This window comes from Streptomyces sp. W1SF4, from assembly GCF_003950035.1.
GTDB lineage: Bacteria > Actinomycetota > Actinomycetes > Streptomycetales > Streptomycetaceae > Streptomyces > Streptomyces racemochromogenes.
The window spans coordinates 5641965-5657113 of the sequence record NZ_CP034350.1 but is presented as its reverse complement, the minus strand read 5'-3'; the positions used below and the strand labels follow the sequence as shown (position 1 = coordinate 5657113).

General features: G+C 74.0%; 13 protein-coding genes. 4 read left to right on the top strand and 9 right to left on the bottom strand.

Annotated elements, in window-relative coordinates; genetic code table 11:
* Nucleotides 1-57 precede the first annotated feature (57 nt).
* The 6 genes from hflX to miaA form a co-directional block, all read right to left on the bottom strand.
* Nucleotides 58-1563, bottom strand: coding sequence for a GTPase HflX (gene hflX, locus D1J60_RS26580; protein ID WP_125603890.1), 1506 nt, complete (start codon nucleotides 1561-1563; stop codon nucleotides 58-60).
* Between the two features lie 264 nt (nucleotides 1564-1827).
* Nucleotides 1828-3342 (bottom strand): M1 family metallopeptidase, encoded by a 1515-nt coding sequence (locus D1J60_RS26575; RefSeq protein ID WP_125822781.1) that lies wholly within the window; start codon nucleotides 3340-3342, stop codon nucleotides 1828-1830.
* A 234-nt stretch (nucleotides 3343-3576) separates the two neighbouring features.
* On the bottom strand, nucleotides 3577-5655 hold the full coding sequence (locus tag D1J60_RS26570) for an HD domain-containing protein (RefSeq protein WP_125822780.1): 2079 nt from the start codon (nucleotides 5653-5655) through the stop codon (nucleotides 3577-3579).
* Nucleotides 5656-5795: 140 nt separating this feature from the next.
* A complete protein-coding gene (dapF, locus tag D1J60_RS26565; protein ID WP_125602840.1) occupies nucleotides 5796-6671 on the bottom strand; it encodes a diaminopimelate epimerase in 876 nt (291 codons plus the stop codon).
* 94 nt (nucleotides 6672-6765) lie between these two features.
* Entirely contained in the window at nucleotides 6766-7281 is a 516-nt protein-coding gene (locus D1J60_RS26560) for a hypothetical protein (RefSeq protein WP_125602847.1), read from the bottom strand.
* 198 nt (nucleotides 7282-7479) lie between these two features.
* On the bottom strand, nucleotides 7480-8418 hold the full coding sequence (miaA, locus tag D1J60_RS26555) for a tRNA (adenosine(37)-N6)-dimethylallyltransferase MiaA (RefSeq protein ID WP_125822779.1): 939 nt from the start codon (nucleotides 8416-8418) through the stop codon (nucleotides 7480-7482).
* 185 nt (nucleotides 8419-8603) lie between these two features.
* On the opposite strand from miaA, the gene D1J60_RS26550 reads away from it, so the two are divergent.
* Together D1J60_RS26550 and D1J60_RS26545 are read left to right on the top strand one after the other, a co-directional pair.
* Complete coding sequence (locus tag D1J60_RS26550) at nucleotides 8604-8855, top strand: hypothetical protein (protein ID WP_125822778.1); 252 nt, start codon at nucleotides 8604-8606, stop codon at nucleotides 8853-8855.
* 22 nt (nucleotides 8856-8877) lie between these two features.
* The gene (locus tag D1J60_RS26545) at nucleotides 8878-9123 is read left to right on the top strand and encodes an antitoxin (RefSeq protein WP_125822777.1); all 246 of its coding nucleotides are present in this window, start codon (nucleotides 8878-8880) and stop codon (nucleotides 9121-9123) included.
* A gap of 91 nt (nucleotides 9124-9214) precedes the next feature.
* Here D1J60_RS26545 and D1J60_RS26540 read toward each other — a convergent pair whose 3' ends face one another.
* Both D1J60_RS26540 and miaB read right to left on the bottom strand, forming a co-directional pair.
* Nucleotides 9215-9937, bottom strand: a complete 723-nt coding sequence (locus tag D1J60_RS26540; protein WP_125822776.1) for a hypothetical protein — start codon at nucleotides 9935-9937, stop codon at nucleotides 9215-9217.
* Between the two features lie 34 nt (nucleotides 9938-9971).
* The gene (miaB, locus tag D1J60_RS26535) at nucleotides 9972-11492 is read right to left on the bottom strand and encodes a tRNA (N6-isopentenyl adenosine(37)-C2)-methylthiotransferase MiaB (RefSeq protein WP_125822775.1); all 1521 of its coding nucleotides are present in this window, start codon (nucleotides 11490-11492) and stop codon (nucleotides 9972-9974) included.
* Nucleotides 11493-11596: 104 nt separating this feature from the next.
* Between miaB and D1J60_RS26530 the strand changes: the two genes are divergently transcribed.
* Nucleotides 11597-12592 carry a TAXI family TRAP transporter solute-binding subunit gene (locus D1J60_RS26530; RefSeq protein ID WP_125602845.1) on the top strand — a complete coding sequence of 332 codons (996 nt, stop codon included), beginning with the start codon at nucleotides 11597-11599 and terminating at the stop codon, nucleotides 12590-12592.
* On the opposite strand, the gene D1J60_RS26525 is transcribed toward D1J60_RS26530, so the two are convergent.
* Nucleotides 12582-13505: an ROK family protein gene (locus D1J60_RS26525; RefSeq protein ID WP_125824195.1), complete on the bottom strand. Its 924-nt coding sequence runs from the start codon at nucleotides 13503-13505 to the stop codon at nucleotides 12582-12584. The two genes, D1J60_RS26530 and D1J60_RS26525, sit on opposite strands and share 11 nt — an antisense overlap.
* Nucleotides 13506-13839: 334 nt before the next feature.
* Here D1J60_RS26525 and D1J60_RS26520 point away from each other — a divergent pair, with 334 nt between their 5' ends.
* Nucleotides 13840-15075, top strand: a complete 1236-nt coding sequence (locus D1J60_RS26520) for a glycosyl hydrolase (RefSeq protein ID WP_125822774.1) — start codon at nucleotides 13840-13842, stop codon at nucleotides 15073-15075.
* Nucleotides 15076-15149: the final 74 nt, after the last annotated feature.

Here is a 15149-nt window from a genome sequence, read left to right as displayed (position 1 = left end):
CCCCGCTGCTGCGGGGGCCCTCCGTCATGGGTGGCCGTGCGGCGTGTGCCGGCGGCGTCAGTGCTTGGCGGGCACGTACGGCGCCAGTTCGGCCGCCAGTTCCTCGTGGACCCGCGCCTTGAGCAGGGTGCCCTCCGGGGTGTGCTCCTCGGAGATCACCTCGCCGTCGGCGTGGGCCCGGGCGATCAGCGCGCCGCGGGTGTACGGCACGAGGGCCTCCACCTCGACGGCGGGCCTGGGCAGCTCGGCGTCGATGAGGGCGAGGAGTTCCTCGATGCCCTGGCCGGTGCGGGCCGAGACGGCGATGGAGTGCTTCTCGATGCGCAGCAGCCGCTGGAGGACGAGCGGGTCGGCGGCGTCCGCCTTGTTGATCACCACGATCTCGGGCACGTTGACCGCGCCGACCTCGCGGATGACCTCGCGCACCGCCGCCAGCTGCTCCTCCGGTGCCGGGTGCGCGCCGTCCACGATGTGCAGGATGAGGTCGGAGTCGCCGACCTCCTCCATCGTGGAGCGGAACGCCTCGACGAGGTGGTGGGGCAGGTGCCGGACGAAGCCCACGGTGTCGGCCAGGGTGTAGACGCGGCCGGAGGGGGTTTCGGCCCGGCGCACGGTCGGGTCGAGGGTGGCGAACAGGGCGTTCTCCACCAGTACGCCCGCGCCCGTGAGGCGGTTGAGCAGGGAGGACTTGCCGGCGTTGGTGTAGCCGGCGATGGCGACCGAGGGGACCTTGTTGCGGCGGCGTTCCTGCCGCTTGATGTCCCGGCCGGTCTTCATCTCGGCGATCTCCCGGCGCATCTTCGCCATCTTCTCGCGGATGCGGCGCCGGTCGGTCTCGATCTTGGTCTCACCGGGGCCTCGGGTGGCCATGCCGCCACCGCCGCCGCCACCCATCTGCCGGGAGAGCGACTGGCCCCAGCCGCGCAGTCGCGGCAGCATGTACTGCATCTGCGCGAGCGCGACCTGTGCCTTGCCCTCTCGGGACTTGGCGTGCTGGGCGAAGATGTCGAGGATGAGGGCGGTCCGGTCGACGACCTTGACCTTGACCACGTCCTCCAGCGCGATGAGCTGGCCGGGGCTGAGCTCGCCGTCACAGACGACCGTGTCGGCCCCGCTTTCGAGGACGATGTCGCGCAGCTCGCGCGCCTTGCCGGAGCCGATGAAGGTGGCCGGGTCGGGCTTGTCGCGGCGCTGCATGACGCCGTCGAGTACGAGGGCGCCCGCCGTCTCGGCGAGGGCGGCGAGTTCCGCGAGGGAGTTCTCGGCGTCCTGCACCGTCCCGGAGGTCCAGACACCGACGAGGACCACGCGCTCCAGGCGGAGCTGGCGGTACTCGACCTCGGTGACGTCCTCGAGTTCGGTGGAGAGACCGGCGACGCGGCGCAGGGCCGCGCGCTCGGAGCGGTCGAACTGGTCGCCGTCCCGCTCTCCGTCGATCTCGTGGCTCCAGGCGACGTCCTCTTCCATCAGGGCATCGGCCCGAAGGCTCTCGGTGAAGCGCTGCGGGTCCCGCACGTCCTGCGCGTCCCGCGGGTCCTGGGAAGGGGAAGAAGAGGAGGTCATTGGATCCTTACGTCGATTCGATGGTGTCGCACCGGCCGGTCAGGGCGGCCGGGCCGGCTCGGCCAGGGCCAAAGGTACCGCTGTGCGTGACACAGCGCTGTCACGTCCAACGTGTGGTCCCGCCCGGTGATTCCCGGAGCCGGATTCCCCGATGCCGGATTCCGCGGGGCAGGACGCCCCGCCGGGGCCTTTCGGGGGCTTCCCCCCGTCGGCCTCGTCGATGGTGTCATGCCCGTTCCCCGGCCGTCATACCGTTTTCCGCCGCTACGGCTTACCCGCTGCCCGAGCCGCGGCCGGAGCCGCGGCCTTCCCCGGGGCCGGGGCCGCAGCGGCCGCCGGCCCGCCCCACTCCGGGTGCCCGGGCATCGCCGGGGTGGTCTCCCCGTACAGCCAGGGTCGCAGGAAGGCCGTGAGGTCGCGTCCGGCCTCCTGGGAGGCCAGGCGTACGAAGTCGTCCGTGCCGGCGATGCCGTCCTTGTTCTCCGCCACCCAGCGCCGCTCGACGCGGTCGAAGGCCGCCGCGCCGATCTCCTGGCGCAGGGCGTAGAGGATCAGCGCGGCCCCGTCGTAGACGACGGGCCGGAACAGGCCGATCTTCTGTCCCGGGGCGGCGGCCTTGGGGGCGGCCGGGGGGCCGCCCTGGGCCCGCCACTGGTCGGAGCGCTGGTAGGCCTCGCGCATCCGCCGCTCCAGGGGGTACTTGCCGAGCCCGTCCGCGTACAGGGCCTCGTACCAGGTGGCGTGTCCCTCGTTGAGCCACAGGTCGGACCAGGTGCGCGGGGTGACGCTGTCGCCGAACCACTGGTGGGCGAGCTCGTGGACCATGACGGACTCCACGTACCAGTCGGGGTAGCCGGCCGTCTCCCCGGCGAACAGGCCGTGCTCGAAGAGCGAGAGGGTCTGGGTCTCCAGCTCGAAGCCGGTCCTCGCGCGGGCGATCAGCACCCCGTAGTTCTCGAAGGGGTACCGGCCGACGCGCTCCTCCATCCACGCGACGTGCCCGGCGGTCTTCGCGAGCCAGGGCTCCAGCCGTTCCCGGTCGGCGGCGGGGACGACGTCGCGCAGGGGCAGGCCGTGCGGTCCGGTGTGGTGGAGGACGGCGGAGCGGCCGATGGAGACCTGGGCGAGCTCGGTGGCCATCGGGTGCAGGGTCCGGTAGGTCCACTCGGTGGTGCCGCCCGCCCGTGCGGCCGGGAGCGCGCCGGGCAGGCCGTTGGCCACGGCCCGGTACCCGTCGGGGGCGGTGACGCGGAAGGTGAAGTAGGCCTTGTCGGCCGGGTGGTCGTTGCAGGGGAAGACCCGGTGGGCGGCGTCGGCCTGGTTGGCCATGGCGAGGCCGTCCTCGGTGACGACCCAGCCGCCGTCGGAGGCCCGGCCGCGCGGGTCGCTGGTGTGCCGGACGGTGATGTGCAGCGGCGCGCTCGCGGGGACCGGGTGCGCGGGGGTCAGTACGAGGTCCTCCCCGGCGGACTCGAACCGCGCGGGCTGCCCGTTCACCTCGGCGGAGGCGACCGTCCCGTGCGTGAAGTCGAGGTTGATCCGCTCCAGCGGTTCCAGGCTGCGTGCCTCGATGGCGGTGACGGCGTCGAGGGGGCTGCGGTTGTCCTTGTACGTGAGGGAGAGGTCGTACGAGAGGACGTCGTAGCCGGGGTTGCCCAGCTCGGGGAAGAGCCGGTCACCGATGCCCAGCGGCTTCGGCGGGGGCAGCACGGCGGCGACGAGGGTGAGGGAGGCCGCGGCGAGCAGGGAGGCGCGCAGGCGCGGGGAGGTGAGCTGCATCCACCACCGCTTACCAGCGCGTGTCCCGGGCCCGCGAGCGGCGCGCGACGACTCCACCCGAACGGGGCGGGAGGAGCCTGGCGGCGGACTCCGTACGCCCCCGCGTACGCGCCCCGGCGCGCGCTGCCCCCGCGATCCCCTGCCGACCCCCGCGATCCCCCGGGTTCCCCGAAAGCCGCCCCGTCCCCCCTGCTCCCCCGACTCCGCCCCCGATCCCCCGGCCCCCGGCCCCCTCTACACCCGGCTGACGTCGTACACGCCGGGTACGTCGCGCATCGCCCGCATCAGGGCGGGCAGCACGGCCGCGTCGGGCAGTTGGAGCGTGTAGCTGTGGTGGACGCGCTGTTCGACGGGCGGTTCGACCGTGGCGGAGACGACCTCGACCCCCAGCCGGGCGATGGCCTCGGTCAGGTCGGCCAGCAGGTGCGGGCGCCCGAACGATTCGGCGGTGAGGGTGACCCGGCAGTCGGCGGTGGCCCGCCAGTGCACGGCGACCGAGGTGCGGCCCAGGGAGCGCATCTGGGCCACGGCCGGGCAGTGCTCCCGGTGGACGGTGACGGCCCCGCCGCGTACGAGGAATCCCGCGACCGCGTCCGGCGGTACCGGGGTGCAGCATCCGGCGAGGCGGACGTGCGCGTCGGGGAGGTCGGCGACGGCGTTGCCCCCGCCGCCGCGCAGCCCCGGCACGGACAGCGGTGCCCGGGGTGCGGCGGTGGCGGGGCCGGGGCCGTCGGGGTGGGTCTGGAGCCAGCTGCCGATGGCGATCCGGGCGGCCGGGGTCCTGGCGTGGTCCAGCCAGTCGGCGGCGGGTCCGGAGGAGGCGTCCTGCGCGAGGAGCAGCTGGACGGTGTCGCCGTCGGAGAGCGGCGAGGAGAGGGAGGTGAGGCGCCCGTTGACGCGGGCGCCGATACAGCCGTGGGCCGCCTCGCCGTGCTGCGCGTAGGCGGCGTCGATACAGCTGGCGCCGGCCGGCAGGCCCAGGGTGCCCCCGTCGGCGCGGAAGACGGTGATCTCCCGGTCCTGGGCGAGTTCGGCGCGCAGCACGCTCCAGAAGGTGTCGGGGTCGGGTGCGGACTGCTGCCAGTCGAGGAGGCGGGAGAGCCAGCCGGGGCGGGTGGGGTCGACTCGTTCCTCGTCGCAGTCGGCGGCGGCGGCCTCGGCGGTGGCGTACGGGTTGCCGAGGGCGACGACGCCGGCTTCGGCGACGCGGTGCATCTGGCGGGTGCGGACGATGACCTCGGCGACGTACCCCTCGGGGACGGCGACGGCGGTGTGCAGCGACTGGTAGAGGTTGAACTTCGGTACGGCGATGAAGTCCTTGAACTCGGAGACGACCGGGGTGAAGCAGGTGTGGAGTTCGCCGAGCACCCCGTAGCAGTCGGCGTTCTCGGCGACGAGGACGAGGATGCGTCCGAAGTCGGAGCCGCGCAGTTCGCCGCGCTGGCGGGAGATGCGGTGAAGGGAGACGAAGTGCCGGGGGCGTACCTGGACCTCCGCGGCGATGCCGGCGTCGCGCAGGACGGTGCGGACGGAGTCGGCGATGGCGGCGAGGGGGTCGTCCTGGCCGGCGCGGGCGGCGATGAGGGCGCGGGTGTGCTCGTACTCCTCGGGGTGCAGGATCGCGAAGACGAGGTCTTCCAGCTCGGTCTTGAGGGCCTGGACGCCGAGGCGTTCGGCGAGCGGGATCAGGACGTCGCGGGTGACCTTGGCGATGCGGGCCTGTTTCTCGGGGCGCATCACGCCGAGGGTGCGCATGTTGTGCAGCCGGTCGGCGAGTTTGATGGACATGACGCGGACGTCGTTGCCGGTGGCGACGAGCATCTTGCGGAAGGTCTCGGGCTCGGCGGCGGCCCCGTAGTCGATCTTCTCGACCTTGGTGACGCCGTCGACGATGAAGCAGACCTCGTCGCCGAACTCCTCCCGGACCTGCTCGAGGGTCACATCGGTGTCCTCGACGGTGTCGTGCAGCAGAGAGGCCGTCAGGGTGGTGGTCTCGGCGCCGAGTTCGGCGAGGATGAGGGTGACGGCGAGCGGATGTGTGATGTACGGCTCACCGCTCTTGCGCATCTGGCCGCGGTGGGAGTGCTCCGCGAGCAGGTAGGCCTTCCGCAGGATGGACAGGTCGGCGTCCGGATGGTGGGCACGGTGGGCTTCTGCTACGTGCCCGATGGCGTCGGGCAGGCGGTCGCGGGATGTGGGCCCGAGCAGGGCCGCACGTCCCAGGCGGCGCAGATCTAGTCGGCTACGGCCTCGTCTGCGCAGCTCAGGGCGCATCTCGGCATGTGCTTCGGGGTTCGTGGCCTCTGCACTCATGGGCACCTCCGGCGGCTTCGACCGGCGGTGGTGGGCATGGGGTGAGCCCTCAGGGCCGGTGCCTGATGTTACCGACCCCACCACGTGGCGCAGTCCACCTCTCGCTCAGCGTGAAACGGATCACCCATGAGAGGGAATCTTCAGGCGAAAGCCGTTTCGGTGAGCCAGGCGGCTTCGAACTCGCCGGAGGCGACGATGACGGCGGGTCCGGTCATGTCGACGCGGCCGTCGGGGTGTTCGGTGATGACGAGGGTGCCGCCGGGCAGGTCGACGGTGTACGAGACGGGCTGACCGGTCTCGGCGGGGTCGGCTCCGTCCCGGCGGATGGCGGCGACGGCGACGGCGCAGGCGCCGGTGCCGCAGGAACGGGTCTCGCCGGAGCCGCGCTCGTGGACGCGCATGGCGACGTGCCGCGGGCCGCGGTCGACGACGAACTCGACGTTGACCCCCGTGGGGTAGGCGGAGGCGGGGCTGAACGGCGGGGGGCTGTACAGGTCGCCGGCGTGGTCGAGACTTTCAACGAACGCGACGGCGTGCGGGTTCCCCATGTTCACGTTGCGCGCGGGCCAGGTGCGCTCGCCGACGGAGACGGTGACGTCGCCCTCGGGGAGCAGGGCGCGGCCCATGGAGACGGTGACGTCGCCGGTCTTGTCGAGGTGGACCTGCTTGACGCCGCCGCGGGTGGCGACGGCGAGGTCGCCGGGCTCGACGTGCCCGGCGTGCTGGAGGTAGCGGGCGAAGACGCGGACGCCGTTGCCGCACATCTCGGCGACGGAGCCGTCGCTGTTGCGGTAGTCCATGAACCACTCGGCCTCGTCGGCCATGTGCGCGGCCTCGGGGTGGGCGGCGGAGCGGACCACGTGCAGCACACCGTCGGCGCCGATGCCGGCCCGGCGGTCGCACAGGGCGGCGACGGCGGTCGGGGGCAGGTCGACGGCGTTGTCCGGGTCGGGGACGATCACGAAGTCGTTCTCGGTCCCGTGACCCTTGAGGAAGGAGAGGGTGGTGTGCGTCACCCGCCCATGGTACCGAGCGGTCCACGGCCGTGGCCTGCGGGATCAGCATGCGGTCAGGCCGGGTCCGCCGGGGGGTGGCGGCCGGGCGGCGCGGTCAGCGCAGCCGGGCCACGCGGTACACGGCGAGTGCTACGACGGCCAGCGCGACCAGCGCGTACAGCGCGGCCATCCGCCAGTCGGGGCGGCGGCCGCTGCCGCGCGGCGGCAGCCCGGGCCAGGTGTAGCCGACGCGGCGCGCGGCCATCATGCCCCAGCCGCCCGCGCAGGAGCTGATGAGGAAGCCGAGCATGGCGACGACGGCGCCCCCGTCCCCGAACTCGAAGGCGAGGGGGAAGGCGAACATCAGGGAGCCGGCGGCCGCCAGCATCACGATGGGGGCGATCTGCCAGATGCGCAGGCGGCGCTGCGGGCGCAGCTCGACCTCGAACTCGGGGCCGGCGGCCGCCTCCGTGCCGGGCTCCGGGGCGTCGGGGCCGTCGGGGCTCAGCCGGGCCGGTTCGGCGGGCAGGCCGAGACCGTCAGCGGCCGTGTCGGCACTCCCGGCACTCCCCGCGCTCCCGGTGCCGCCGGGGCCCGCCGGGGCGTCCGGCGTGCCGGGACCGGCGGGCACGCCAGGCTCGCCTGGCCCGCTTCGGAGCATCGGGTCCGCTCCCCGCCTGGTGTCGTCCCGCCCCGTGTCACGAGGGCCGGCCTCCATAGCCACGCGCCCTCCCCACTCGGACTTCGTACGCCACTGTTCAGAAGTTTGATGATGGCACGGACCCGGGCCCGCGACGGGCACACGGGGCTTCCCGATGCAATCACGTGATCAGGCTGTGACCGCTCGTTCGACCAACGACTGCGCGAGTCCGGGGAGTTCCCCCCGGTCGGCGGCGGCTCCGCTGAGCCAGTGCACGCGGGGGTCGCGACGGAACCAGGAGTCCTGGCGGCGGGCGAAGCGCTTGGTGGCGCGCACGGTCTCGGCCTTGGCCTCGTCCTCGGTGCATTCGCCCGCGAGGGCCGCCAGTACCTGCTGGTAGCCCAGGGCTCGGGAGGCGGTGATGCCGTCGCGCAGGCCCTGGGCCTCCAGGGCGCGGACCTCGTCGACCAGGCCGTCGTCCCACATGCGGTCCACGCGCAGTGCGATGCGCTCGTCGAGTTCGGGGCGGGCCACGTCGACGCCGATCTGGACGGTGTCGTAGACGGACTCGTGGCCGGGCAGGTTGGCGGTGAAGGGCTTGCCGGTGATCTCGATGACTTCCAGGGCGCGGACGATACGGCGGGCGTTGCTGGGCAGGATCGCGGCGGCGGCGGCCGGGTCGGCGGCGGCGAGGCGGGCGTGCAGGGCACCGGGGCCGCGGAGGGTCGCCTCCTCCTCCAGCCGGGCCCGTACCTCGGGGTCGGTGCCGGGGAACTCCATGGCGTCGAGGGCGCCGCGGACGTAGAGGCCGGATCCGCCGACGAGGACGGGCGTGCGGCCCTGGGCGAGCAGCTTGTCGATCTCGGCGCGGGCCAGGCGCTGGTACTCGGCGACGCTGGCGGTCTCGGTGACGTCCCAGATGTCGAGGAGGTGGTGCGGGACCCCGCCGCGCTCCTCGAGCGTCAGCTTGGCGGTGCCGATGTCCATCCCCCGGTAGAGCTGCATGGAGTCGGCGTTGACGACCTCGCCGTCGAAGTGGCGGGCCAGGGCGACGCCCAGGTCGGACTTTCCGGCCGCGGTGGGACCGACGACGGCGATGACCCGCGGGGCGGGGGCTGCATTCCTCACCGACACAGTCTCGCAGCCCCCGGTCAAGACACCGTCATGTACCCGATCGGGTGAGGTGACGGGGTGCGGGCGGGGTCGTTGCCCTGAAGAGGTTCCGGCCCGGCGTGCGCCTGGCGCCCCTGTGGTGGACACCGGTTCGGCTAGGGCGGAACTTCACCCGCACGAGTAACGTTATGGGAGCAGACATGGGCGTTTTTGACCGGATTTTTCGTCGCAAGGAAGAGGTAGTGGCCGAACCGGCCGCCGCCGAGGCCGGGACGGCGGAGGCGCTGGACGCGAAGACCGAGCCGGCCGTGGGGGCCGAGGAGGTCGCTGAGGTCGGGGAAGCCGGATCTGCTGCGGCCGGGACCGCCGCGGCGGAGGCCGTGGAGATCCCGAAGCAGCAGTCGGTGGAGGCGGCCGCGGACAGCGGGGCCGGCGAGGGCGCCCGCACGTAGTCACGCCACTGGAAGGTGACCCATGGGGTTCATGGACAATCTGAAGGCCAAGCTCGCTCCGGCGAAGGAGAAGGTCGGCGACCTCGCGCAGCAGCACGAGGGCAGGATCGGCGAGGGCCTGGACAAGGTCGCCAAGGTCGTGGACTCCAAGACCCATGGCAAGTACAGCGCCCGGATCACGACCGGCGCGGACAAGGCCAAGGACGCCCTGGGCAAGATCGCGCACAAGGACACCCCCGGCGGGCCGACGCCGCCGGCCGCTCCCTGACGCGGTACCGGAGGGGCGCGGGACCGGACGGTCCCGCGCCCCTCCGTCGTACGGCGTACGTGCCTGCGGGCGGGCCCCGCGCCCGCGCCGGCTACGACCAGGCGGCCACGAAGTAGCCGACGCCGTACGGGGCGTCCTCGTACAGCAGCCGGCCGTCCAGGCCCGCGCCCTCCGCGGCCCCGGCCAGCACCTGCCACGGCGCCCGGCCCGCGGCCAGCAGCTCGGCGGCGAGAGCCGGGTCCAGCGCGGCGAGCGCGCCGGTGTCGGCGGCGCCCAGGGCGCGTCCGGCGGCGGCGTCGAAGGCGGCGGCCCGTTCGTCCAGGTAGCCGGGGGCCTTCAGGGTCCGGCAGGCGCTCCCGTCGCCCATGACCAGCATGGCCACCCGGTCCGCGGAGCGGCCCAGGTCCGCGCCCAGCAGGCCGCAGCCGCTCGTCGGGAGGTCCTCGGCGACGGCCACCCCGGCGACCGGGGCCGCCGCCCAGCGGGCCTGCCCGAGCAGCCAGCCGGCCACCGCGAGGGAGGGCGGGAGGACGGCGCCGGTGACTTCGCCGCTCGGCGGTCCGGCCGGGTCCGGGCCCAGGGTGACGGTCAGGTCCACGCCGAAGCCGGCGAAGCCGCCGGGGGTGCCCTGGTCGTAGCCACCGCCCTCGGCCGCCGCACCGACCACGACCAGCAGGTCGGGCCGGGCCGCGGCGAGCACGGCCAGGGCGTCGGAGCAGGCGGTACGGGCGTCGCCGAGTTCGGCGGCGGCGCCCGCGGCGACCTCCGGCACGAGGAGCGGCGGGGCGGGGCAGACGGCGGCGGCTACGAGCATGATCCGCAGCCTAGCCGCCTCCGCCCTCCTCCGGTCAGTCGATCGCGCAGCCCGAGACGGCCGGCGGCAGCGGGGCCGGGACGCCGATGGACGGGATGCCGAGCAGGACGCCCGCCGGCTGCGCCGGGGCGGCGTTGCGCTTCTCCCAGGCGTCCCCGGCGCGGGTGCGGCGCACGGACTGCGTGGGGCCCTCGGCGAGGAGGTGGTGCGGGGCCGCGTAGGTGATCTCCACGGTGACCACGTCGCCGGGGCGGACGTCCTCGTCGGGCTTGGTGAAGTGGACGAGGCGGTTGTCGGGCGCGCGGCCGGACAGCCGGGCGGTGGCGCCGTCCTTGCGGCCCTCGCCCTCGGCGACCATGACCTCCAGGGTGCGGCCGACCTGCTTCTTGTTCTCCTCCCAGGAGATCTCCTCCTGGAGGGCGACCAGGCGCATGTAGCGGTCCTGGACGACCTCCTTGGGGATCTGCCCCTCCATCTCCGCGGCCGGGGTGCCGGGGCGCTTGGAGTACTGGAAGGTGAAGGCGCTGGCGAAGCGGGCCTCGCGCACGACGTGCATCGTCTGCTGGAAGTCCTCCTCGGTCTCGCCGGGGAAGCCCACGATGATGTCGGTGGAGATCGCGGCGTGCGGGATCGCGGCGCGGACCTTCTCGATGATCCCGAGGAAACGCTCCTGCCGGTACGACCGGCGCATTGCCCGCAGGATCGGGTCCGAACCCGACTGGAGCGGCATGTGCAGCTGCGGCATCACGTTCGGGGTCTCGGCCATGGCGGCGATGACGTCGTCGGTGAAGTCCTTGGGGTGCGGGGAGGTGAAGCGGACCCGCTCCAGGCCCTCGATCTGCCCGCAGGCGCGCAGGAGCTTGCTGAACGCCTCGCGGTCGCCGAGGTCGGAGCCGTAGGCGTTGACGTTCTGGCCGAGCAGGGTGATCTCCGAGACGCCCTCGGCGACCAGGGCCTCGACCTCGGCGAGGATGTCGCCGGGGCGGCGGTCCTCCTCCTTGCCGCGCAGCGCCGGGACGATGCAGAAGGTGCAGGTGTTGTTGCAGCCGACGGAGATCGAGACCCAGGCGGCGTACGCGGACTCGCGGCGGGTCGGGAGGGTGGAGGGGAAGGCCTCCAGCGACTCGGCGATCTCGATCTGGGCCTCTTCCTGGACGCGGGCGCGCTCCAGGAGGACCGGCAGCTTGCCGATGTTGTGCGTGCCGAAGACCACGTCGACCCAGGGGGCCTTCTTGACGATGGTGTCGCGGTCCTTCTGGGCGAGGCAGCCGCCGACGGCGATCTGCATGCCGGGGCGCTTCGTCTTCATCGGGGCCAGCCGGCCGAGGTTGCCGTACAGCTTGTTGTCGGCGTTCTCGCGGACGGCGCAGGTGTTGAAGACGACCACGTCCGCGTCGCCGTCGGAGCCCTCGGGCGCGCGGACGTAGCCGGCGTCCTCCAGCAGACCGGAGAGCCGCTCGGAGTCGTGCACGTTCATCTGGCACCCGTAGGTGCGCACCTCGTAAGTTCCCTTGGGGTCCACCACTGCCGTGCTCCGGTCGCCGCTGCTGGTCATGGAACAAGGGTAGGCGGTGCCGGAGGGCCCTCCGGTCGCCCGGTGTCCCCGCCCGGACCGGACCGGCCGTGACAGGCGGGCGGGGCGGGTGGGAGGATCCCGTCATGCCCCTCGTACCTCCCCGCATCAGCCGGCGCCGCCTCCTCCTGGGCCTGGTCGCCGTACTGGCCGTGCTCGGGGGGCTGCTGTGGTGGCCGAAGCCCTTCTGGGAGCCGGAGCTCAAGGGCGGGCTGACCTTCAGCACGGGGGTGCGTACCGGTGTGTACCACCGCTACGGGCAGCTGCTGGAGGGGGCGCTCGCGCAGGACATGCCGGGCGTCAAGGTGCGTCTGGAGCCCAGCGAGGGTTCGCAGCAGAACCTCCAGCGGGTCGCCGCCGGGCAGGCCGACTTCACGATCGCCACGGCGGACGCGGTGTCCAAGTACCGGGCCGACGGGAAGCCGGGCGCCGACCGGCTGCGCGGCTGCGCACGGCTCTACGACGACTACGTGCAGCTGGTGGTGCCGGCGGGCTCGCCCGTGCAGTCGGTCCGCGACCTGCGGGGCAAGCGGGTCGCGGTGGGGCAGGACGGCTCCGGGGTCAGGCTGGTCTCGGAACGGCTGCTGAAGGCGGCCAAGCTGGATCCGCGCAAGGACATCAGCCCCGTCGGGATCGGCATCGACACCATGCCCGCCGAGCTGGAGGCGGGGCGGATCGACGCCTTCTTCTGGTCGGGCGGGCTCCCGACGAACGCCGTGCACGAGCTGTCGGAGCGCTTCGACATCCGGCTCGTGCAGCTGGGCGACCTGGTCGAGCAGCTCCAGGCCAGCGGCAGCCCGGCCCGGTACTACCGCGCCGCGGTGATGCCGCAGGACGCGTACGCGCGGGCCCGCAACACCTCGGCGGTGGCCACGCTGGCGGTGCCGAACCTGCTGGTGACCCGGGAGGACACGGGCACGGAGCTGACCGAGCAGTTCACGCGGACGGTGATCCTCAGCCGGGACCGGATCGGGCACGAGGTGCACGCCGCGCAGCTGGTGGACCTGCGGACGGCGATCTACACGGACCCGCTGGACCTGCACGAGGGGGCCCGGCGGTACTACCGCTCGGTCAAGCCGTAGGCAGCAGCATCATCGCGGCGGCGGCCGCGCCGATCAGTCCGGCGTGGGTGCCGAGGGTGGCCGGGACGACCCGGAGGCCCTTGACGAAGGACAGGGTCGCGTACGAGGCCAGGTGCCGCCGGATCGGTTCGAAGAGGGTGTCCCCGCTGGCGGCGACCCCGCCCCCGATCACCGCGATGTCGGTCTCGACCAGGGTGGCGGTGGCCGCGATGGCCGCGGCCAGGGCCCGCCCGGCCCGGTCGAAGGCGGCCAGCGCCACCGGGTCGCCGGCCGCGGCGGAGGCGGCGACGCCCGCCGCGGTGGGGTCGGGGCCGGTCCAGCCCTGGGCGAGGGCCCAGCGGGCGATGGCGGTCCCGGAGGCGAGGGACTCGACGCAGCCGTGGCCGCCGCAGACGCACCGCTCGCCGTCGAACGCGACGCTGATGTGGCCGATGTGACCGGCGTTGCCGGTGGGACCGGGGTGGAGCTGGTTGTTCAGGATCAGCCCGCCCCCGACCCCGGTGGAGACCACCATGCACAGGGCGTTCGCGTGCCCCCGGGCGGCACCGAGCCAGTGCTCGGCGGCCGTCATGGCCACGCCGTCGCCGGCCAGGACGACCGGGATCCGGGCCCCGTGCGCGGCCAGCTCGGCGGCGGTCCGCTCCTGCACGGGGAACTCCCGCCAGGCCCCGATGTTGACCGGGCTCACGGTGCCTCGCGAGGTGTCCACGGGGCCGGCGCTGCCGATGCCGCAGCGGACGGCCTCCCCCCACAGGGGGTCCCGCGCCAGGTCCGCGACGACCTCGGCGACCGCCGCCATGACCCCGTCGGCGTCCGTCCCGCGCGGGGTGGGACGCCGGGTGACCGCGGTCATCGCGCCGTCGGGGTGGACCAGCGCCCCGGCGATCTTCGTGCCGCCGATGTCGATCGCCACGGTCGGTCCGGCGACGGCGGCCGCGGCGGCGCCGCGCGGCACGGGCAAGGCTGAGGTGGGGGTGGTCACGGAGGCGCTCCTGCCAGGGGGTCGGATTTCAGTATGCCGCCGCCGGAGGGGCCGTACTCCCGCGGGGTTCCCGCCGGCGCGGCTCGCTCCCCCGGCCCGGGGCGGGCCGTCGGCTAGGAGCTCCTCGGCCGCGAGCCGCCCGAACCCGGCGGTGTCACGGACGCGGTTCCGGCCGCCCGGCGGCAAAGGCGCTGTTGACCGGGCCCCGTGAGGCCGGGCAGTTTGGGGGCGTCCGGCGCATTCCCCGAGAACCCGGGACCCTGCCATGCACCGCACCCTGCGCTTCGGCGTCAACTACACCCCGGCACGCGGCTGGTTCCACCACTGGCTGGACTTCGACCTCGCCGAGGTCGGGGCCGACCTCGACTCGATCGCCGCCCTGGGCCTGGACCACGTACGGGTGTTCCCGCTGTGGCCGCTCTTCCAGCCCAACCGCGCGCTGATCCGGCCGCGCGCCGTCGAGCAGCTCGTCGCCCTCGCCGACGCGGCCGCCGCGCGCGGGCTCGACGTCGCCGTGGACGGCCTCCAGGGACACCTGTCGAGCTTCGACTTCCTGCCCTCCTGGATGCGGACCTGGCACCGGCGGAACCTCTTCACCGACCCGGAGACCGTCGCGGCACAGGAGGAGTACCTGCGCACCCTCGCCGCCGCCCTGGTCGGCCGGCCGAACTTCCTCGGGATGACGGTGGGCAACGAGATCAACCAGTTCTCGGGCCCCCCTCACCCCGACCCCGACCCCGTCACCCCCGAGCAGGCCGGACGCTGGCTGGAGCGGATGCTCGCCGCCTGCGAGCGGGGCGCCCCGGGACGGCCGCACGTGCACGCCGAGTACGACGCCGCCTGGTACCAGGACGGGCACCCCTTCACCCCGGCCCAGGCGGCCCGGCTGGGCGCGGCCACCGCCGTGCACTCGTGGGTGTTCAACGGCACCGCGCAGCGCCACGGCCGGACCGGGACGGCCACCGAGCACCACGCGGCGTACCTGGTCGAGCTGTCGAAGGCCTGGGCCGAGGACCCGGCGCGCCCGGTGTGGCTCCAGGAGGTCGGGGCGCCGGCGCCGCTGATCCCCCCGGAGCACGCCGCGCGGTTCACGGCCGCCACGCTGGAGGCCGCCCTGGACTGCCCCGGGCTGTGGGGGGTGACCTGGTGGTGCTCGCACGACGTGTCCCGGAAGCTCGCGGACTTCCCGGAGCTGGAGTACGGCCTGGGCCTGCTGACCAACGACCGCCGGCCCAAGCCCGCCGGGACCGTCCTGGCCCGCGTCGCGGCGGCCTGGCGGGGCCGCGAACACCGCCCGCCCGTACGCGACACCGCGCTCGTCCTGGACGAGTCCCGCGGCCGCTCGGCCTGCGCCCCGGGCGGCCCGTTCTTCGAAGCCTGGGCCGCCCTGACGGCGCGGGGCGCCCGCCCGGCGGTGGTCCTGTCCGACCGGGCCGAGGAGCCGGACCACCTTGTGGGCCGGGGCATCGCCCGGGTGCTCCGCGTCGAGGACGTGGACTGACGGCCCGCCCCCGGCCGCCCAGCCCGCCCCGCCTTCGCCCGCCCCCGGCCGCCCCTCCCCCGGCCCCACCCCCG

What these genes read in the sequence shown, in the direction of transcription:
- hflX (WP_125603890.1), bottom strand. Translation starts at nt 1,563, where the DNA reads ATGACCTCCTCTTCTTCCCCTTCCCAGGACCCGCGGGACGCGCAGGAC.
- D1J60_RS26575 (WP_125822781.1), bottom strand. Translation starts at nt 3,342, where the DNA reads ATGCAGCTCACCTCCCCGCGCCTGCGCGCCTCCCTGCTCGCCGCGGCC.
- D1J60_RS26570 (WP_125822780.1), bottom strand. Translation starts at nt 5,655, where the DNA reads ATGAGTGCAGAGGCCACGAACCCCGAAGCACATGCCGAGATGCGCCCT.
- D1J60_RS26550 (WP_125822778.1), top strand. Translation starts at nt 8,604, where the DNA reads ATGGGCGTTTTTGACCGGATTTTTCGTCGCAAGGAAGAGGTAGTGGCC.
- D1J60_RS26545 (WP_125822777.1), top strand. Translation starts at nt 8,878, where the DNA reads ATGGGGTTCATGGACAATCTGAAGGCCAAGCTCGCTCCGGCGAAGGAG.
- D1J60_RS26540 (WP_125822776.1), bottom strand. Translation starts at nt 9,937, where the DNA reads ATGCTCGTAGCCGCCGCCGTCTGCCCCGCCCCGCCGCTCCTCGTGCCG.
- miaB (WP_125822775.1), bottom strand. Translation starts at nt 11,492, where the DNA reads ATGACCAGCAGCGGCGACCGGAGCACGGCAGTGGTGGACCCCAAGGGA.
- D1J60_RS26530 (WP_125602845.1), top strand. Translation starts at nt 11,597, where the DNA reads ATGCCCCTCGTACCTCCCCGCATCAGCCGGCGCCGCCTCCTCCTGGGC.
- D1J60_RS26520 (WP_125822774.1), top strand. Translation starts at nt 13,840, where the DNA reads ATGCACCGCACCCTGCGCTTCGGCGTCAACTACACCCCGGCACGCGGC.